This is a genomic window from Levilactobacillus namurensis (genome assembly GCF_032197885.1).
GTDB lineage: Bacteria > Bacillota > Bacilli > Lactobacillales > Lactobacillaceae > Levilactobacillus > Levilactobacillus namurensis_A.
The window spans coordinates 1542505-1561655 of sequence record NZ_CP134159.1; the positions used below are offsets into that span (position 1 = coordinate 1542505).

Sequence of the window (19151 nt, forward strand, 5' to 3'; positions counted from 1 at the left end):
GAACGTCAGGGTCTAGTCAGCAAGTAATTGTTGGAGTTTCCGGACGAATCCCGGATTGGTGATGGCAATGACCGTGCGCGCCGACCCAATGGCCGTGCTCAGTTGGTCTTTCGTAAATGTTTCATCTAGTGGCACCTGGTAACTGGCCGTTTTATCACGGAACTGCTTTTGACTGCTAGCCCCGGTATCGTTAGCCATTAAAACTAACTTAGCTGAGCCGTCACGCACCGCTGCCAGGACAAAGGATTCACCGGTGACCAGTTTGCCTGCCCGCCGAATCAATCCTAAAAGTTGTAAGGCACGTTGCGAATTAGTCATGGTCGAATAATTCTCGCCGAGCCTGTTGATGATCCACGTAAGCAATCAAGTCGTCGTAAAACTGTTCGTCGAGCTTGACTCCAAAAACGTGATCAAAGGTCCGTTCTTTCTTGGCGCGTTGAGCTACCGCAACGTCTAACGAAATATAAGCGCCCCGCCCGGACTTTTTACCCGTCGGATCAACACTCACTTCCTGGTCTTGGTTCCGGACGATCCGGACTAATTGTTTCTTCGGTGCCATTTCTCCCGTAACGATGTCTTTACGCATCGGGACCTTACGTTGTTTCATGACGTGAAACCCTCCTTTACCAGCAGCTTATTCGGCTGATGGGGCGTCGTGTTCGTCATCTTCCGTTCCATCGGACGCTGGGGCGTCATCAACCGGTGTTGCATCATCGGTCGTTTCGTCTGCAGCGTCTGCAGGTGTTTCGGTTGTTGACTCGGATGCCGTTGCTTCAGCCGCGGCCGTTTCGTCCGTGGCATCTGCTTCAGACGCGTCCTCAGTTTCGGCCTGATCTGCTTCCATTATAGCAGAAGCTTCAGATTCTGATTTAATATCAATCTTATAACCGGTCAACTTTGCGGCTAATCGTGCGTTTTGACCCCGCTTACCAATCGCTAAGGATAGCTGGTAATCCGGAACCACAACTTCGCACGCCCGTTCATTATTCGGGTCAAAGATGACGTCTAATACTTCCGCCGGGTTCAGGGCGTTGGCGATAAACTTCGCTTCGTCGTCCGTCCATTCCACGATATCCATGTTTTCGCCACCCAGTTCATTCACGATCGTTTGGACCCGTTGGCCCCGTGGTCCCACACTGGTCCCCACAGGATCGATATCCGGATTATTCGAACGAACCGCAACCTTGGCCCGGTCGCCGGCTTCCCGCGCAATCGCCATGATTTCCACGGTTCCATCGTAAATTTCTGGAACTTCTTGTTCAAACAACCGCTTCAACAAGTCAGCCGCCGTCCGACTAACAAAGACTTGTGGTCCCTTAGTCGCGTTTTCGACCCGCGTCACGTAAACTTTGATCTTATCATGGATCCGGTAAGTCTCGTTAGGCATCTGGTCTTGACGACCCATGACGGCTTCGACCTTCCCTAAGTTCACGTAAACGAACCGGGTGTCTTGGCGTTCCACTTCTCCCGTGACGATTTCATTTTCGTATTGGCTGTATTGATCATAGATAATGTTCCGTTCAGCTTCTCGAACCCGTTGCATGATCACCTGCTTGGCCGTTTGGGCAGCGATCCGACCGAAGTTCTTAGGGGTAACTTCAAACTTGATGTCGTCCCCTAATTCGTATCCCTTGTTGATGGCCAGGGCTTCATCCAAGCCGACTTCCAGACGAGAATCGTAAACTTGATCCACGACCTTCTTCACGGCAAAGACGTGAATATCGCCCTTCCGCGCATCGAAGTTGACCTCAACGTTTTGCGCTTGGTCGTAATTGCGCTTGTAAGCTGAAACCAACGCCGCTTCTAAGGCTTCGATGACCACTTCTTTTTTGATGCCCTTTTCCGTCTCGAGGACGTCTAAGGCACCCAGTAATTCTTTACTCATACTGTCTTTCGCTCCTTAAATTTAGAACTTGATGGCTAACCGTGCCTGGGCAATCCCCGCACGTGGAATCGTTAAGGTCTTGATGCGCCCTTTCAGGTTCACCTTCAAGTCCAGCGATTCATCGGTCAGCTGCAACAAGGTGCCTTCATAGACCTTGCTGGCGCCAATCTTCTGGTACAACGACACGTGGATGTATTCACCCACGGCCTTTTCAAAGTCTTCTGGCTTCTTCAACGGCCGTTCGGCGCCCGGTGAAGAAACTTCTAAGAAGTACGCTTGTGGAATGGGATCTGGATCGAGAGCGTCGAGCTTTTCCGACAACTCATCACTCACAGTAGCACATTCTTCAATGTTGATGCCACCCGGCTTATCAATATAAACCCGAAGGTACCAGCTCTTACCCTCTTTAACGAATTCCACATCGACCAGGTCGAACTGGTGCTGGGCCATGATTGGTTGAACTAAATCCGTTACGGTCTCGACGACTGTACTCAACGACTATCCGCCTCCTATATTTTTCCATTAAAAAGAGTGAGCAATAACTGCTCACTCATTTAAAAAACGAGTTTAACTACATTCTTAACTTTACTACAGATACCCCGCGATTGCAACTCTTGAGGCGGTTACTCACAGGTTGCCAAGAGAATTAAGAACCCTGAAATCGTCACAAATTCAAATACCAAGAAGTTTAATTGACTCAATTCCATCCGCCGTAACCCAATCACCTTAAAAATCGTCAGGATAAACGCAATTGTAAAATATGCCACAACTAAAGCCAAAAACGGTGTGGCCGCAACGCTAGTCAACAGCCCACACAAAACATACCCCAACGCAATCAGGCAGTAGCCCGTGAAAAAGATCCAACCATCGGGTAATTTAGTGAATTGCCGTAACATGGTGATCACCTACTTTCGTGATTGTCGAATCGTACTAAGCTTGGAATTCCTCAACTCCAGTATACCATCAATTGCCCCCTTTGTAAGCGTTTCCTATACTTTAAATCCGGCTAATTAAGGGATTAACCCAACCCGAACCTATCAAAAAAGCCTCAGCTGGCAAACACACCCAGCTGAGGCCCTAACGCTACCAATGAACTCCCGGTAACGTCATTAATTTTTACATCATATCATCAAACAAACTTAGTTGGTTTTCGTCCGGTAAGCCGGTCAACACACCGTTTTCGGTCATGAAGTCGATCAACGTCTTCGAGACCCTTCCTCGCTTGGCCAGATCTTCCTTGGAAATGAAGGGCCGGTCGTTACGGGCGGCCACGATTTGCTTCGCCACGTTCAACCCCAATCCAGGCGCTGCTCGGAATGGCGCAATCAAGGTCTTGCCCTCAATGATCCAATCCGCAGCATCCGACTTCTCCAGATCAATCATCTTAAACTCGTAACCGCGTTCTAGCATTTCATTCGCTAACTCCAAGACCGTCAGCAGGTTCTTGTCCTTAGCAGACGCGTCCATCCCCTGGTCGTTGATGGCTTTCATCGCCGCTTTGACCGCCGTCTTACCTTGCGACATGGCGACCACGTCAAAGTCATCGGCCCGCACGGAGAAGTACGCCGCGTAGTAGATGATGGGGAAATAGACCTTAAAGTAGGCGACCCGCAACGCCATCAAGACGTAAGCCGCCGCGTGGGCCCGGGGGAACATGTACTTAATCTTCAGACACGAATCGATATACCACTCGGGAACGTCGGTCTCACGCATCTTCTCTTGCCACTCGTCCTTGATTCCTCGGCCGTGACGCACCTGTTCCATGATCTGGAAGGACGTTTCTGAATCCAGCCCGTAGTTGATCAAGTCGGTCATGATGTTATCCCGACAACCAATAACGTTGGCAATCGTCGCCGTACCGTTCTTGATCAGTTCATCGGCGTTGCCTAACCACACGTCGGTCCCGTGGGACAACCCGGAAATTTGTAGGAGCTGTGAGTAGTTCTGCGGGTGAGTCTGTTCCAGCATTCCCCGCACGAACCGTGTCCCAAATTCAGGAACGCCCAGCGTCCCCGTCTTCGATTGAATCTGTTCCGGCGTCACACCTAACGAATCTGTCCCGGAGAACAGCCCCATGACACCCGGGTCATCCATCGGAATGGTCGTTGGGTCGACCCCGGACAGGTCTTGCAGCATCCGAATCATGGTCGGGTCATCATGTCCCAGAATATCGATCTTCAAGATATTGTCATGAATCGAATGGAAATCAAAGTGGGTGGTTTGCCAAGCCGCGTTCTGGTCATCCGCCGGGTACTGGATCGGCGTAAAGTCGTAGATGTCCATGTAGTCCGGCACAACGATGATCCCCGCGGGGTGTTGCCCGGTGGTCCGCTTGACCCCGGTCGCGCCCTTGGCTAGCCGGTCTACTTCGGCTCCCCGGAAGGTCTGCTCGGTATCCCGTTCGTAGGCTTTCACGTACCCGTACGCCGTCTTGTCGGCCACCGTGCCGATGGTTCCGGCCCGGTACACGTTCTTCTCACCGAACAAGACCTTGGTGTAGTTATGGGCAATCGGTTGGTAGTCCCCGGAGAAGTTCAGATCGATATCGGGGACCTTGTTTCCCTTGAATCCTAAGAAGGTTTCGAAGGGGATGTTATGCCCGTCGCCGATCATCAAGGTCCCACACTTAGGGCACTTCTTTTCCGGTAAATCGTATCCCGAACTGTACTCCCCTTTGGTGTAGAAGTGCGAGTACTGGCAGTTCGGGCAACGATAGTGCGGTGGGAGTGGGTTCACTTCGGTGATTCCCGTGAGCGTCGCGACCACACTGGACCCGACGGACCCCCGGGACCCAACTAAATACCCGTCCTTGTTCGACTTGGCTACCAGCCGTTGGGCGATCAAGTAGATCACGGAGAACCCGTTTCCAATAATGGACTTCAGTTCCCGGTCGACTCGGTGCTGAACCAATTCCGGTAACGGATCTCCGTACCAGGCATGCGCCGTGTTCATGGTCCGTTCCCGAATTTCGTCTTCGGCCCCTTCCATCCGTGGCGTGTACAGCTTATCCTTCAGCGGGTGGATATCGTCGATCTGGTCAGCAATCTTTTGGGTATTGGTAACCACGATTTCGTGAGCCGTCTGGTCATCCAAAAAGTCAAACTGCTTCAACATTTCGTCGGTACTCAAGAACGGCACTGGTGGCAACTCCTGCCGGTTCAGTGGGTTCGCCCCACCTTGCGAATGAATCAGGATCTTGCGGTAAATAGCATCGACCGGATTTAGATAATGTACGTCTCCAGTCGCCACCACGGGCTTATTCAAGTCATGCCCCAGCTGAATCATGTTCTTTAAGATTTCGTGTAGGTGCTCTTTATCCGCAATCAATTTCGATTCCAACAGGGGTTGGTAGGCTTGAGGCGGTTGCACTTCCAAGTAGTCATAGTACTTCGCCTTAGCCGCCGCTTCGACCTGCCCCTTTTGCATCATCGCGGTAAAGACTTCACCCGAAGCACATGCCGAGCCGACTAACAGGCCCTCCCGGTAATGGTCTAAGACACTCCGGGGCACCCGCGGAACCCGGTAAAAGTAGTCTACGTTCGACGCCGACACTAACTTGAAGAGGTTCTTCAACCCCGCCTGAGTCTGCGCATAAATAATCGCGTGGTTCGGTCGGGCATGCTTATAGGCATCGTTGTCCGTCATATGATCGTTCAATTGATCATGGAACTGAACATGGTAGCGCTCCTCCGCGTCCTTCAAGAACAGGTAGTTCAGATGACCGGTTGATTCCGCATCATAGACGGCCCGGTGATGGTGCTCCAAGCTCACATGGAACCGTTTCGCTAACGTGTTCAGCCGGTAACTCTTCAACGTCGGGTAGAGCCAACGCGCCAACGTTAAGGTATCGATAATGGGATTACTGATTTCCGGCATCCCGTGACGCTGGTACCCCGTGTTCATGAAGCCCACGTCAAACGTGACGTTGTGCCCAACGATAATGGCATCACCACAGAAGTCACGGAACAGCTTAAAGACCTCTTCTTCGGTCTTCGATCCCGCTACCATATCATCCGTGATACTGGTCAGATTCGTGGTCTGTTCCGACAGCGGGAAGCCCGGATCAATGAACTCTTCGAATTGGTCGATCACGTTCTTGTGCTGCATCTTGACCGCCGATAATTCGATCACTTTATCATAAATCGCCGACAGTCCCGTGGTTTCCACGTCAAAGACCACGTAAGTTGCGCCATCTAGGGGCACGTGAGCGCTGTCATACCCAATGGGTACCCCATCATCCACCAAGTTGGCTTCGACCCCGTAGAGCATCTTAACGCCCGCCTTAGACGCCGCGTTAAACGCCGCTGGGAAGCCCTGAACGTCGGCGTGATCGGTAATACCAATCGCCGGCATTCCCCACTTCTTGGCTTGCCCCACAAAGTCTCCAATGGGATTGGTCGCATCCATCTGACTCATGGTGGTGTGTAAGTGTAACTCGACCCGTTTCTGATCAGCTGGTGCCGTATCCTGGCGGGAAGCGTGCTTAACTTCGTTGATGTCGTAGGCGTTCAATGCCAGGTCACGCATGAAGCTGTCTTCTTGGACGCTCCCCCGTACCTTGACCCAGCTCCCCTCGGCAACACCGGCAAATTGGGCTTCATCTTCAGCGCCGCGAGAGAACTTCTTGACCACGATGGAAGACGTGTAGTCGGTGATCTTCAGGGTCAGTAATTGCCGACCGGACCGTAACTTCCGAATTTCCTTATCGAAAACGTAACCTTCAACGATGACCGACCGTTCTTCTTGGGTAATGTCGACCATTCGCATAACGGGTTGGTCCCCCTTGATGGTCTTCCCAATCTGCGTTGGTCCACTCGCGGCGATTGGCTCATCCGATTGCCGCTTCTGGTTCGCCTTAGCAATCGCCGCGGCCGCTTGCTTTGCCAGTTGCGCATCCGTCTTTTCTTGACGAGCCTTAAACTCATTGATCTTCGCCTGCGACTTGGACTCGTCGACCATGACCTGAATGTTGAACTTAGGGAAGCCCGCCTGCCGGTAGGTCGCCTCCAGCGGCCCCAATGCCTGATTCTGCAGGAAGTCTTTGACTACTTCGTTCTGCGCGTACAGGAGGACCCGCCCGTCTGCATCCAGTTCGGGCACCTGCGATTGGGTCAGCTCCATGACCAGATTATTCGTCAGGCCACTATTCTTGACGACCCATTGCCAATAGTCACCCAACAAGCGGTTGGTCAGCTCCGGTTCGGCGACGACCACGGTCGCCCCCACCGTCGCGATTTCGTGAAACGCGATTTGCAGGTGCTGATGGAAGTCCGCAAACAAGGTGAAGGGCAGAATCTGCGGAAATTGCAGATAAAACTGCCACCGGCGTGACTGGTCATGAACCGTCAGCTTGTTTAGCGTGGCCCCCTGAAAGGCTGGTTGATCCGCCATACTGGTCAAATCAAGCTGCTGTAAGAGTTTCTGAAATAAACTGTGCCGATCTTCGTCCACAAGGAAGCTCCTTTCCGTGACGTTACGCGTCGAAAAAAGGCCAGCAAGTCAAGCTGGCCTTCTCCCGCGAAACGCTAGTCAATATCTTTAAACAAAATTTCAATGGTGCTGGCAACCTCGTCTTTGATGGCTTCGACCGTCTCACCGGTCTTGCGAATCTTGATTTCGACGATGCCTTCACCGGCTTTTTTACCGACGGTGATCCGAGCTGGAATCCCCATCAAATCGGAATCCGCAAACTTGACCCCTGGCCGTTCCTTCCGGTCATCGGTCAAGACCCGGTATCCTGCAGCCGTCAGTTGCTTTTCCAGTTCAGCCGTCAAATCAGCTTGTTCCGCCTTCTTCAGGTTAACCGGAATCAAGTGAATGTCGAACGGTGCGATGTTCCGGGGCCAAACCAGCCCGTGTTCATCCGCTTGTTGTTCCGCCACTGCGGACAGCAACCGGCTCACTCCGATACCGTAGCATCCCATGACCACGGGTTGTTGCCGCCCGTTCTCATCTAAGACCGTTGCACCCAAGGCGTCCGAGTACCGCGTCCCCAGCTTGAAAATGTGGCCAATTTCGATGCCCTTAGTAAACTTCAAGACGCCAGAGCCGTCCGGGGAGACATCCCCTGCCTGAACCGTCCGTAAGTCCACGTAAGCATCGACCCGGAAGTCCCGGTCAATATTCGCGTTAATGTAATGGTGGCCATCTTCATTGGCGCCCACGGCCACGTTGACCATGTCACCCACGTATTGGTCCGCTAAGATCTTAACGTCTTCGCCGACGCCAACCGGACCCAGGGAGCCAAAGCTAGCCCCCAGGTACTTTTCAGCATCTTCCGGCGTTGCAGGGTCCAAGAAGTCCGCATTCAAGTAATTCTTCAGCTTGGTTTCGTTGACTTCGTGGTCGCCACGAACCAGAACCAAGACCGGTTGGTCCTTATCCGCCATGTAGAGCATACTCTTGACTAGGTCAGCTGGTTGGACCTTTAAGAAGGCCGCCAAGTCCTCAATACTCTTCACGCCTGGGGTGGCAATCTTCTCCAGGTCAGCTGGCGTTGCGTGCGACTTCTTGCTGATAAAGAGACTCTTGGCCATTTCCAGGTTTGCCGCGTAGTCGGAAGAATCCGAGTAGACGATGGTGTCTTCACCCACTGGTGCGATGGCGGAGAATTCCTTGGAATCTTTGCCACCCATGGCACCGCCATCCCCGACGATTGCCCGGTAGTTCAACCCGATTCGATCGAAGATGCGCTCGTAAGCCCCTTCCATCTGACCATAAATCCGGTCCAAATCAGCATCGTCCAGGGAGAAGGAGTAGGCATCCTTCATGATGAACTCACGACCCCGTAACAACCCATACCGTGGCCGGTCTTCATCGCGGTACTTCGCTTGGATTTGGTACATCACGAGAGGCAACCGCTTGTAGGACTTCACGGCATCGCGAATCAACATGGTGTAAGTTTCTTCGTGCGTCGGTGCCAAGATAAAGTCACTGTCATGCCGGTTCTTGAACTTGAACAGGTTAGGACCGTAAGTCTCATAACGGCCGGAATCCCGCCACAAAGAGGCCGGTAAGACCGCCGGCATCAACGTTTCCACGGCGTCGATCTTGTCCATTTCTTCGCGAATGATGGTTTCGATGTTGGTCAAGACCCGAAAGGCTAGTGGGAGGTAAGCGTACATCCCCGCCGTCACCTGACGGATATAACCAGCCCGCAGCATCATTTGATGGCTGAGAGCCTCAGCATCATTCGGCACCTCTTTCAAGGTTGGAATGAGTAGTTTTGATTGCTTCATAGTCAAATATTCCCTTCTCGTAACGTCCTAATCATCGAATAAAGTAGCGTTCGATATCGTTCCAGGTTACCAACAACATCAAGACGACCAAGAAGGCCACCCCAACTAAGGTAATCCCCGCTTCCACGTTTTCCGAAAGTGGTTTACGGCGAACGGCTTCGATTAGGTTTAATAATATTTTACCACCATCCAAGGCTGGAATTGGCAGTAAATTCACAATTGCTAAGTTCAAGGACAGGAAGGCCAGGAAGTTCAGAATCCCGACCAACCCAAACTTGGCGGCCTCAGAAGTCGTGGCGAAAATAGCCACCGGCCCCCCCAGATCGTTTAAGCTAAAGTGACCCGAAACCATGTGCCATAACGCACCAAACAGCGCTTTGGTCATGGTCCAAGTCTGTGTGAACCCGGACAGCAGAATCGTCCCCACACGCTTGTCTTGGGCCTGCGTGATACCGATCATGCCGACCGTCTTCCCGTTAGAGGTCTCCCCCTTCGGCGTTAAAGTCAGGTGCTTGAGCGTCCCGTTGCGGTCAATGGTCACTTTGGTGGCCTTGTTGGCCCGGGGTTGAATGGCCTGACTCAGCGCCGTCCAATCCTTAGTCTTTTGTCCGTTGACGCTTAAAATCTTATCGTTATTCCGAATCCCCGCTTGCTTGGCGACCGAAACCGGGGTCGTGGACACCTGCACTTGGTTGGTGCCCATGGCAACACCGCCTTGAGCTACCGCCATCAACATAAACGTCACAATAGCCAACAAGATGTTGTTCATCGGTCCCGCAAAGTTGGTGACCAGGCGGCGCCCCAGCGAAGCCGCTTGAAACTGAACGTCGCGTGGGGCGATTCGGAGTTCCGTCCCATCATTTTCAATAATCGTCGCGTCGTGCGCCACGGGGTAGCGTTTAACGGCTGATTCGTCACCGTTCTCGTACCCTTCAATCCACAGGTCATCTTCTAGATCCGTGGCCGTGACTTCTAACGGGATGCCGTTAAACAGCGTCGATTTTTTACTGGTATTGATCCGTTCCACCGTATCGTTGGCCCCGAGATACAAGCTCACCGGCGTCCCAGGCTTCAGCTCTTCTTCGTCATCTTCGGCGCCCGCCATCCGGACGTACCCACCGACGGGGAGTAGCCGTAACGTGTAAGTCGTCCCGTCCTTCCCCCGGTGGTAGACCAGCTTAGGTCCCATACCGATGGAGAATTCCCGTACCAGGATCCCGCCACGCTTGGCAAAGTAAAAATGCCCAAACTCATGCACGATGACCAAGATACCAAAGACAATGATAAAGGTAATAATCGTTGTAATCACAGATGTCGTCCCTTCTTCAGTCCGTAGTCTTAATTGCTGCTTTTAAGCATACCTTAGCCCCCGCGCGGACGCAAGCGAACGTGTCACTCTAAATCAAACCAAAGAGATGAATCACGGGTAAAACTAACAGTAAACTATCAAACCGGTCTAAGATTCCCCCGTGACCCGGAAGAATCTTCCCAGAGTCCTTGACGCCGTAGTAGCGTTTCAAAGCGGATTCTACCAAATCCCCCAATTGACCCACGATGGAGAAGATCAACGTCAACCCCACCATCGTAATCAGACTGTAGTCCCCGGTCGGGAAGAAGTACCAGAAAATCGAAACCAGAATCGTCGCGACCAGGGTGCCCCCGATGGACCCTTCCCAAGTCTTATTAGGACTAATGTGCGGTGCTAATTTATGCCGCCCCAGCTTCCGGCCAATCATGTAAGCTCCAGAATCCGTCAGCCAGACAATGAACAGCGCGTACAATAAGGTGACCAAGCTCACGGCCCGGGCCGCCACGAAGAAGTGGAACCCGATCCCGATGTATAACATGCTCAGCGTAATCACCCCGGCGTCGTCAAAGGAGAACCGGTTGCGGGAGAAGACCGTCCGCACTAAGAGTAACAGGACGAACAAGTAGACCAAATACCACGACGTAAGATAGTGGAGTAAGTGGTTGAACCACGTCGTTGGCGCAATCACCACTAAGATCCCTAGTCCCGAAATGATGGCTTCTGGACTGATCAACAATTTTTTCCGCATGATCAAGACTTCCGATAACGCCACTAACCCTAATGCAAAGGCCGCAATATCGACCCAAACTCCGCCGGCGATAATAATGGGGATAAAAATAACCAACGCCACGATCGCCGTAATAACCCGTTGTTTCATCTTCCAAGCTCCTCAATATAAAGAATTTACTTATTGGTTAAACCACCAAACCGCCGATGCCGTTGCTGGTAAGCGTAGATGGCCCGTTCTAACGTCGTTTGATCAAAGTCCGGCCAATGGTCCGCCATAAAGACGAACTCGCTGTAGGCGACCTGCCAAAGCATAAAGTTCGACAGTCGCTCTTCCCCACTGGTCCGAATCAACAGGTCAGGGTCTTGTAAGTCCCCCAAGTCACCCGTCATCAAGTGTTGACTGATCAAGGCTTCGTCAATGGCTTCCGGCGCTAAGTCGCCCGCTTGAACGCGTTGGGCCAACTGCTGCATCGCCGTGACGATTTCGGCCCGACCACCATAGTTCAAGGCGAAGTTTAAGACCATCCCCGTACAATCCTGAGTCGCCGTAATCGCATCCTGTACCGCTTGTTGCGTGGCCGCAGGAAGCTTATCCGTATACCCCATCACTTTGACGCGGATATTATTCTTCACCAGGTCCGGAACGAACGTGCTGAAGAAGTCGACCGGTAATTTCATGAGGTAATTGACTTCTGCTATCGGCCGTTTCCAATTTTCCGTTGAGAACGCGTAGAGCGTCAACACCTTCACACCCAGCTGACTGGCCGCTTTGGCGACCGTCTTCACAGTATACATCCCCTGCTTATGACCAGCGATTCGCGGTAAATGCCGCTGCTGCGCCCACCGACCGTTACCATCCATAATGATGGCAACGTGGGCGGGAATGTTGCTTTCATCAAGCTGTCGCTCGGCGACCTCGCCGGTTTGTTGATCCTTATTTAAAAATGAGAACACAGCGCACCTCCATTGCTCTTTACAACCTCTCATCTTAACAAAAAAAGGGCTAGGATACTATCCTAGCCCCAAAATTGTGCGAAATCTTTAGCTTTGTGCGATTATTCGATTAACCGCCATTCACCGCGTTTCGCATCCGTTAACGTGCCAAAATAGCTCAACAGGTTATTTGCGTCATCGGCGCTGACTTGCCCCAACAGGTTCAAGCCCTCACCCGTTGGTAACGGATCGGATAAGTCGGTGATTTCGTTGCCGTTCTCAATCGTAGCCTTCGAGAACGCCACAATCCAGTCATCCCCAATCAATTGGGTGACCACGAAGAACAAGTTGAAATCATCACTGACAAAAGCTGGTTGGGCGTAGACGCCGTCTTGGATTTCCTCCAATTCAGCACCGTTGTAGTTCAAGACCGAAACATTCTCGGCGTTGACCGGGTTGTTCAAACGAAAGACCATCTTCCCAAATTCTTTGGAACCGGGGGTGATTTCGATGTTTTCTGGTTCTTGTTGGTTATCTTCTGCCATAATCCAGCACTCTCCTTTTAGTCGGTAACTAGTCCGTCATAACTTCTTTTTCTTTATCTGCCGCAATGGCGTCGACACCCTTGATGGCCTTATCCGTTTCCTTTTGAACTTGGTCCTCTAAGTTATGGAGTTGGTCATCCGTGTAATCGCCATCCTTGTGGCCCTTCTTCAGGCTATCCATGGCTTCCCGTCGAACGTTCCGCACGGCAACCTTACCACTTTCAGCAGTGGCCTTAACCTGCTTAGCGATTTCCTTACGCCGTTCCTCGGTTAATTGTGGAATAACCAACCGAATAGCCGAACCATCGTTAGAAGGCGTGATGCCGACATCGGATTCCAAGATTCCCCGTTCAATGTCATCTAAAGACGACTTGTCGAACGGCGTGATCATCAGTACCCGGGGTTCGGGAATCGTGATGGATGCCACTTGGTTCAGTGGCGTCTGGGTGCCATAGTATTCCACCATGACCCGGTTCAGGATGCTGGCGTTGGCCCGGCCAGCCCGAATCGTTCCCAATTCTCGTTTCAAGGCTTCTTCGGCCTTTTTCATTTTACTTGATGCGGTTGTAATAATCTGATCTGCCATCTTAATTACCCCTTACTATAAACTGTGGTCCCAATGTTTTCTCCCTCGACAACTTTGCGAATATTACCGCTCTTGTTCAGGTTGAACACCACTACGGGAATATCGTTGTCCATGGAGAACGAGCTAGCCGTGGTATCCATCACGTGCAAGCCCTTATTAATGATATCTAATTGCGTCAGCTTATCAAACTTGACCGCCGAAGGGTCCTTGTTTGGATCAGCTGAATAAATGCCATCAACCCCGTTTTTCGCCATTAAAATAGCGTCGGCGTTGATTTCAGCAGCCCGTAAAGCCGCCGTCGTATCCGTTGAGAAGTACGGACTCCCCGTACCACCCGCGAAGATGACGACCCGCTTCTTCTCCAGGTGCCGAATGGCCTTCCGCCGAATATAAGGTTCGGCAATCTGCCGCATCTCAATCGACGTTTGGACCCGCGTTGGCACCCCGATGGATTCCAGGTTATCCTGCAGAGCCAAGGCATTCATAATGGTGGCCAGCATGCCGATATAGTCAGCTTGGGCCCGTTCCATTCCCATCTGAGAACCGGCGATTCCCCGCCACATGTTCCCACCGCCGACAACGATGGCAATCTGAATTCCAAGATTGTAAACATCTCGAATTTCTTCCGCTACCGTCTTGATTACTGGCGGATTAATGCCAAACCCCTTGTCTCCGGCCAAAGCTTCGCCACTGAGCTTTAACATAATCCGTTGATACTTTACGTCCGCCATGCTGTTTCCTCCTATTATATTCTGAGAACAATTTTATCATATTCCCAGGGTTAGTGATAGTCAGGTGTTGTGAATTCACCATTTCGTTAGAAAAATGTTCATCAAAAAAGCGTAGACTGCCTTGGCAGCTACGCCTTTTCGGTTAACGCTTATCTTAACCGTTGATTTGGTCTTGAACTTCCTTGGCCAGGTCAACCGTTGGCTTTTCGATACCTTCACCAACTTCGTAACGCACGAAGTTCACTAACTTGCCACCCTTGCTGGCAACAAATTGGCTAACCGTTTGGTCGCCATCCTTAACGAATGGTTGGTCAGCTAAGCTGATTTCGGATAAGAACTTGTGCAGACGACCTTCGACCATCTTTTCAACGATCTTTTCAGGCTTGCCTTCGTTCAAAGCTTCTTGCTTCAGAACTTCCCGTTCGTGAGCCAACCGGTCGGCTGGGATGTCTTCACGGGAAACAAATTCTGGGTTGATGGCCGCAACGTGCATCGCAACGTCCTTAGCCGTTGCTTCGTCAGCGCCGTCCAACGTTACCAACGCAGCGATTTGGCCACCTTGGTGTAAGTAAGCACCAAAGACTTGGCTGTCGGTCTTCTTGACCACAGCAAACCGCCGTAATTGAACGTTTTCGCTAGTCACTTGCGTGGTCTTCACAATGGCGTCGTTGATGGTGCTTCCATCAGCCGTCTTCAATGCCAAAGCAGCATCCAAGTCAGCTGGTTCTTGCTTAGCAATCGTGTCCGCAATCGTGTCAACTAAACCGTTGAACGTGTCGTTAGTGGCCACGAAGTCCGTTTCGGAGTTAACTTCGATGATGGCTGCCGTGTTACCCGCAACTTCCACCTTAGCTAAACCGTTTGCCGCAACGTTACCGCTCTTCTTCTTAGCCTTAGCGATTCCCTTTTCACGCAGGAAGTCGATGGCCTTGTCCATGTCGCCTTCAGAAGCAACCAGGGCCTTCTTTGCGTCCATCATACCGACTTGCGTCTTGTCACGTAATTCCTTAACTTGTGCCGCCGTAATCTTGCTTGCCATGTGTCATGGCCTCCTCAATTTAAAATAGTGGATTCAATTCACCAAAAAAGGCTGACTCAATCTCAGGCCATGATCGGTCCTAATTAAGCCAGCCTAAGGTGCTTTAAAGCATATATTTGGAAGGTCCCCCGCAGGGAACTCCGCATTTAATTACTTGTTGTCGCCTTCAACAGCGTTAACGATGTCTTCCATGGAGTTGTCAGACTTTGCCTTGTTATCCTTAGCAGCGTCATCCTTCTTGCCTTCGAAAGTCTTTTCGTCAACTTGGTCTTCACCCTGACGGCCTTCAACAATGGCATCAGCCATCTTGGAAGTGATCAAACGAACGGCACGGATAGCGTCGTCGTTAGAAGGAATCACAACGTCGATGTCGTCTGGGTCAGTGTTGGTATCAACCATCGCAACGATCGGAATGTTCAGCTTTTGTGCTTCGTGAACCGCGATTTGTTCCTTACGTGGGTCAACAATGAACATCACGTCAGGTAACTTAGGCATGTCTTCGATCCCGCCTAAGAACCGTTCCAACTTGTCTTGAGACTTCTTCAACAAGGAAACTTCCTTCTTAGGTAAGACGTCGAACGTCCCATCAGTGGCCATCTTCTTCAAATCTTTAAGCCGCTTGATCCGCGTTTGGATCGTTTCCCAGTTGGTCAACGTTCCACCTAACCAACGGTGGTTAACGTAGAATTGACCCGCACGGGTAGCTTCTTCTTCGATGGAGTCTTGAGCTTGCTTCTTAGTCCCAACGAACAGAACAACGGCACCCTTAGATGCTTCGTCCTTCATGTAGTTGTAAGCAGCATCGATCAACTTCACCGTCTTTTGTAAGTCGATGATGTAGATACCGTTCCGTTCCGTAAAGATGTATTGCTTCATCTTAGGGTTCCAACGACGGGTTTGGTGACCAAAGTGGACACCGGCTTCAAGCAGTTGTTTCATGGAAATAACAGCCATAGTAAAATGCCTCCAAATAGTTTTTGATTTCCTCCCCAACGCTCACACGACCCCAGAACTCTCCCGAGCACTACTGAGGCCATCACGTCAGGTGTGAATTGGCGCATACGCACCGACAGTTATTATACAAAACGAACCGGCTAAACACAAGCTAAATCCTGGAATATTTTACGAAAAATTGGCTTTTAGGCTGAGGTGTGATAAACTGCTAGGGACTTAGACAGGAGGAAACGCACATGATAAAAGCGGTCGTCTTTGATGTTGATGACACGCTCTACGACCAAAAGGCACCTTTCGTAGCTGCCCTCGCGCCGATTGTTCAGCTTCCATCCAGTTTTGATTTAACCCCAACGTTTCAGGCTTACCGGCGCCAAAGTGCGACGGCTTACGCGCAGGTGGCTAAGGGCAGTTGGTCGGCCGATGAAATGGCCGTTCAACGCTTGAACGCTGCCCTGCACGTTCAGGACTTGCCACCGGTTACCCCGGAGGCCGCCCTAGCCTTCCAAGAAGCGTACCAACAAGGGCTTCAAGAAATCAAACTTTTTCCTGGACTAGCAACCGCGCTTGATCAGCTTAAGGCGCGCTATCAATTGGGAATTATCACGAATGGCCACACGGAACACCAGCTGGCCAAAGTGATGAACTTGAATATGCACCGCTGGATCGACCGTGACGCCATTCTGACGTCCGAAGAAGCCGGTCTGGCCAAGCCCGACCCCCAGATCTTCACCGCGATGAATCGTCGGTTGAACCTGCGGGCCAGCGAGAGCGTCTACGTCGGTGATTGTTACAGTATGGACGTGCGAGCCGCCAAACAGGCCGGCTGGCAAGCTTTCTGGTTCAACCACCGCAATCTAGAAGTTCCTGACGGCGATTGGATCCCCGATCAGACCGTAGAGAATCCCGCGGAGTTGCAGGACCTGTTACTGGCCCTCACCACCCTAACGCGGACGGCATAAGCCGCAAAAAAGGTCATCAGCAAACGCTGATGGCCTTTTTAGATTCATCGAGTTTCTGAAACGTCTTAGAACTTAACCACGTTGTCAGCCTTACCCGTTTCAATTAACTGCTTGTTGTTGTTCAAAGCGTATTGAACCATGTTCTTAACGGCAGTCTTGGTGTAGAAGGCGATGTGTGGGCTTACCAGCACGTTTTCACGCTTCATCAAGTTCTTCAACCGTTCGTCTGGAATAGCATCGAAGCTACCAAAGTCGGTGTTAAAGATTCCAACTTCGTCTTCGTAAACATCCAAGGCAGCACCGGCAACCTTGCCGCTGTCCAGGGCACGGATCAAAGCATCCGTGTCAACGAGGGCACCACGGGCAGGGTTCAACAACCAAACGCCATCCTTCATCTTGCTGAAGGCGTCGTCGTTGATCATCTTTTCGTTGTCCTTGGTTGCAGGAGCGTGCAGGGAAATAACGTCAGCTTGGGCGTATAATTCGTCCATCGTGTCCACGTAGATTCCTTGCTTTTCCAACTCAGGGTTGTGGAAGACATCGTAAGCGATAACCTTGGCACCGAAGCCTTGGTAGATCTTCATAGCGGCCCGGCCAATCCGACCAGTAGCCACAACACCAACCGTCATGGAGTTCAATTCGTCGGCGATATCTGGAGCCCACCGCAGGTCACCATTAGCTTGCTTACGGTCGAACGTAGGCGTCCGACGTAATAACCGCATTAATTCAGTAACCGTGAATTCAGCGATTGCTTCTGGGGAGTATGCAGGAACGTTAGTAACCTTGAAGCCGTTACGCTTAACAGCGTCAGCATCAACGTTATCAACACCCACGTTCCGTAAGGACAAGTTCGTTACACCGTTAGCGGCTAACTTGTCTAATACAGAAGCCGTGTAAGGCTTTTGTTGGTAGACAACGGCACCGTCGTAGCCCTTAGCTAAATCAACCGTGCTGTCATCCAGCAGTTCCTTAACAGCCTTAACTTCGATACCTTGGTCCTTAGACCATTGTTCCAAGTAAGGTTGTTCGTCGTCGCGAATTCCATAAGCAATAATCTTCACAGTAAAGTTCCTCCTTAAAATTCTACTTCCTGTATATCTGATGCACTTGTACAGTTTAACACAAAATCTGTTGTTTGATTAGTCAAGGAGCTAAATCTTTACTTGAATCCCGTGTTTTTTTAAAAAAAGGAGCTTTTTTTGGCGACTTTGATGCTTAAACGCCCATTCCGCGTGTAACGCATCATGCTTAGAATCAAAGGCTTCGCTGTACAAAACCCGCAAAGGTTTGTGCGCACGCGTATATTTAGCCCCCTTCCCCGCCAAATGCGTCGCAAAACGCTTGGCCACGTCCGTGGTAAACCCGCCGTACAGCGATTGGTCAGCACATAGTAAAACATAGAAATAGTAAGTTTGTGAATTACCCATACAATAATCGCTTCACTTCTGCTTGATAGTTTCCCGTCGCATCATAGACCGTCAACGGGGCCGGGAACCTAAGCCCCCCCGGCTTACCATCCTTAATGGCCTCTACCAGCACCATATTGGCTTCCTTGCCCGGCTTAGGGTACACTAACCGAATCCGCTTAGGTGCGAGCCGGTGTTGCCCCATCAGCGTCAGGAGCTGAAGCAACCGGTCGGGACGGTGCACAAAGTAGGCCTTCCCGTTCATCTTCAATAAGCCGCTGGTCGTCGCCACAATGGTCGCCAAATTTGTCGTGATCTCGTGCCGCGCAATGGCCAGGTACTGGTTCGGATTCTTCTGACTATCCGGCAAGTCTTCGAAGTACGGCGGGTTACAGGTCACCACGTCCACCGAATCCTTGGGAATCCACTGGTTGACCTGTGCCAAGTCGCCTTGGTACACCGTCATGTGGTCATCTAACCCATTTAGCGCGATACTGCGGCGGGCCATGTCGGCTAATCGCGGCTGTAATTCGACTTCGGCAATCTGTCCTTTAGTCTGGTGGCTCATAAACAGGCCCACGGCCCCGTTCCCCGCACACAGGTCAACCGTGCGGCTGGTCGTTCTAGCCGGTAGCTTCGCGAACGCCGCTAGAAGCACCGCGTCGAGGGAAAAGGCAAACACCTCCGGGCTTTGAATGATTTGAATATCTTGACTATAGAGTTGGTCGATACGTTCATCCGGCCGTAACGTTGGTTTTGTCATCGGCAATTCCTTTCTACTGCTGATCAACAGGATAACTTGCAACTCCTGCACTTTTTTTGCATACTAGATTCATA

General features: G+C 51.3%; 19 protein-coding genes. 1 reads left to right on the forward strand and 18 read right to left on the reverse strand.

Features of this window, described 5'->3' with window-relative positions; all coding sequences use genetic code 11:
• Positions 1–12: 12 nt before the first annotated feature.
• From RIN67_RS07385 to rpsB, 15 genes are all read right to left on the reverse strand, one after another.
• A complete protein-coding gene (locus RIN67_RS07385) occupies positions 13–318 on the reverse strand; it encodes a L7Ae/L30e/S12e/Gadd45 family ribosomal protein (protein WP_264998909.1) in 306 nt (101 codons plus the stop codon).
• Positions 311–607 (reverse strand): RNase P modulator RnpM, encoded by a 297-nt coding sequence (rnpM, locus tag RIN67_RS07390; RefSeq protein ID WP_024746170.1) that lies wholly within the window; start codon positions 605–607, stop codon positions 311–313. Before rnpM ends, RIN67_RS07385 begins: the two co-directional genes overlap by 8 nt.
• A 27-nt stretch (positions 608–634) precedes the next feature.
• Positions 635–1885 carry a transcription termination factor NusA gene (gene nusA / locus RIN67_RS07395; RefSeq protein ID WP_264998910.1) on the reverse strand — a complete coding sequence of 417 codons (1251 nt, stop codon included), beginning with the start codon at positions 1883–1885 and terminating at the stop codon, positions 635–637.
• A gap of 21 nt (positions 1886–1906) precedes the next feature.
• Complete coding sequence (gene rimP / locus RIN67_RS07400; protein ID WP_024746168.1) at positions 1907–2380, reverse strand: ribosome maturation factor RimP; 474 nt, start codon at positions 2378–2380, stop codon at positions 1907–1909.
• A gap of 128 nt (positions 2381–2508) precedes the next feature.
• Positions 2509–2781: a hypothetical protein gene (locus RIN67_RS07405; RefSeq protein WP_024746167.1), complete on the reverse strand. Its 273-nt coding sequence runs from the start codon at positions 2779–2781 to the stop codon at positions 2509–2511.
• 220 nt (positions 2782–3001) lie between these two features.
• A complete protein-coding gene (locus RIN67_RS07410; RefSeq protein ID WP_313825945.1) occupies positions 3002–7336 on the reverse strand; it encodes a PolC-type DNA polymerase III in 4335 nt (1444 codons plus the stop codon).
• A gap of 74 nt (positions 7337–7410) precedes the next feature.
• Positions 7411–9123, reverse strand: a complete 1713-nt coding sequence (locus RIN67_RS07415; protein WP_264998912.1) for a proline--tRNA ligase — start codon at positions 9121–9123, stop codon at positions 7411–7413.
• 31 nt (positions 9124–9154) lie between these two features.
• Entirely contained in the window at positions 9155–10432 is a 1278-nt protein-coding gene (gene rseP, locus RIN67_RS07420) for an RIP metalloprotease RseP (protein WP_264998913.1), read from the reverse strand.
• A gap of 88 nt (positions 10433–10520) precedes the next feature.
• Positions 10521–11309: a phosphatidate cytidylyltransferase gene (locus tag RIN67_RS07425; protein ID WP_264998914.1), complete on the reverse strand. Its 789-nt coding sequence runs from the start codon at positions 11307–11309 to the stop codon at positions 10521–10523.
• A 26-nt stretch (positions 11310–11335) separates the two neighbouring features.
• Entirely contained in the window at positions 11336–12115 is a 780-nt protein-coding gene (locus RIN67_RS07430) for an isoprenyl transferase (RefSeq protein ID WP_264998915.1), read from the reverse strand.
• Positions 12116–12216: 101 nt separating this feature from the next.
• Positions 12217–12639 (reverse strand): hypothetical protein, encoded by a 423-nt coding sequence (locus RIN67_RS07435; RefSeq protein WP_024746161.1) that lies wholly within the window; start codon positions 12637–12639, stop codon positions 12217–12219.
• Positions 12640–12667: 28 nt separating this feature from the next.
• Positions 12668–13225, reverse strand: a complete 558-nt coding sequence (frr, locus tag RIN67_RS07440) for a ribosome recycling factor (protein ID WP_034544743.1) — start codon at positions 13223–13225, stop codon at positions 12668–12670.
• Positions 13226–13230: 5 nt separating this feature from the next.
• Positions 13231–13956, reverse strand: a complete 726-nt coding sequence (gene pyrH, locus RIN67_RS07445) for a UMP kinase (protein ID WP_024746159.1) — start codon at positions 13954–13956, stop codon at positions 13231–13233.
• Between the two features lie 154 nt (positions 13957–14110).
• The gene (gene tsf, locus RIN67_RS07450) at positions 14111–14995 is read right to left on the reverse strand and encodes a translation elongation factor Ts (protein WP_024746158.1); all 885 of its coding nucleotides are present in this window, start codon (positions 14993–14995) and stop codon (positions 14111–14113) included.
• Between the two features lie 150 nt (positions 14996–15145).
• Positions 15146–15949, reverse strand: a complete 804-nt coding sequence (rpsB, locus tag RIN67_RS07455) for a 30S ribosomal protein S2 (RefSeq protein ID WP_024746157.1) — start codon at positions 15947–15949, stop codon at positions 15146–15148.
• A gap of 236 nt (positions 15950–16185) precedes the next feature.
• On the opposite strand from rpsB, the gene RIN67_RS07460 reads away from it, so the two are divergent.
• The gene (locus RIN67_RS07460; protein ID WP_024746156.1) at positions 16186–16908 is read left to right on the forward strand and encodes an HAD family hydrolase; all 723 of its coding nucleotides are present in this window, start codon (positions 16186–16188) and stop codon (positions 16906–16908) included.
• 65 nt (positions 16909–16973) lie between these two features.
• Here the strand turns inward: RIN67_RS07460 and RIN67_RS07465 are convergent, their stop codons facing one another.
• The 3 genes from RIN67_RS07465 to RIN67_RS07475 form a co-directional block, all read right to left on the reverse strand.
• Positions 16974–17969, reverse strand: coding sequence for a D-2-hydroxyacid dehydrogenase (locus tag RIN67_RS07465; protein ID WP_024746155.1), 996 nt, complete (start codon positions 17967–17969; stop codon positions 16974–16976).
• Between the two features lie 90 nt (positions 17970–18059).
• Positions 18060–18335, reverse strand: a complete 276-nt coding sequence (locus RIN67_RS07470) for a GIY-YIG nuclease family protein (RefSeq protein ID WP_024746154.1) — start codon at positions 18333–18335, stop codon at positions 18060–18062.
• Positions 18328–19077, reverse strand: coding sequence for a tRNA1(Val) (adenine(37)-N6)-methyltransferase (locus RIN67_RS07475; RefSeq protein ID WP_264998916.1), 750 nt, complete (start codon positions 19075–19077; stop codon positions 18328–18330). Before RIN67_RS07475 ends, RIN67_RS07470 begins: the two co-directional genes overlap by 8 nt.
• Between the last annotated feature and the right edge of the window lie 74 nt (positions 19078–19151).

What these genes read in the sequence shown, in the direction of transcription:
- RIN67_RS07385 (WP_264998909.1), bottom strand. Translation starts at nt 318, where the DNA reads ATGACTAATTCGCAACGTGCCTTACAACTTTTAGGATTGATTCGGCGG.
- rnpM (WP_024746170.1), bottom strand. Translation starts at nt 607, where the DNA reads ATGAAACAACGTAAGGTCCCGATGCGTAAAGACATCGTTACGGGAGAA.
- nusA (WP_264998910.1), bottom strand. Translation starts at nt 1,885, where the DNA reads ATGAGTAAAGAATTACTGGGTGCCTTAGACGTCCTCGAGACGGAAAAG.
- RIN67_RS07405 (WP_024746167.1), bottom strand. Translation starts at nt 2,781, where the DNA reads ATGTTACGGCAATTCACTAAATTACCCGATGGTTGGATCTTTTTCACG.
- RIN67_RS07415 (WP_264998912.1), bottom strand. Translation starts at nt 9,123, where the DNA reads ATGAAGCAATCAAAACTACTCATTCCAACCTTGAAAGAGGTGCCGAAT.
- RIN67_RS07425 (WP_264998914.1), bottom strand. Translation starts at nt 11,309, where the DNA reads ATGAAACAACGGGTTATTACGGCGATCGTGGCGTTGGTTATTTTTATC.
- RIN67_RS07435 (WP_024746161.1), bottom strand. Translation starts at nt 12,639, where the DNA reads ATGGCAGAAGATAACCAACAAGAACCAGAAAACATCGAAATCACCCCC.
- frr (WP_034544743.1), bottom strand. Translation starts at nt 13,225, where the DNA reads ATGGCAGATCAGATTATTACAACCGCATCAAGTAAAATGAAAAAGGCC.
- pyrH (WP_024746159.1), bottom strand. Translation starts at nt 13,956, where the DNA reads ATGGCGGACGTAAAGTATCAACGGATTATGTTAAAGCTCAGTGGCGAA.
- tsf (WP_024746158.1), bottom strand. Translation starts at nt 14,995, where the DNA reads ATGGCAAGCAAGATTACGGCGGCACAAGTTAAGGAATTACGTGACAAG.
- rpsB (WP_024746157.1), bottom strand. Translation starts at nt 15,949, where the DNA reads ATGGCTGTTATTTCCATGAAACAACTGCTTGAAGCCGGTGTCCACTTT.
- RIN67_RS07460 (WP_024746156.1), top strand. Translation starts at nt 16,186, where the DNA reads ATGATAAAAGCGGTCGTCTTTGATGTTGATGACACGCTCTACGACCAA.
- RIN67_RS07470 (WP_024746154.1), bottom strand. Translation starts at nt 18,335, where the DNA reads ATGGGTAATTCACAAACTTACTATTTCTATGTTTTACTATGTGCTGAC.
- RIN67_RS07475 (WP_264998916.1), bottom strand. Translation starts at nt 19,077, where the DNA reads ATGACAAAACCAACGTTACGGCCGGATGAACGTATCGACCAACTCTAT.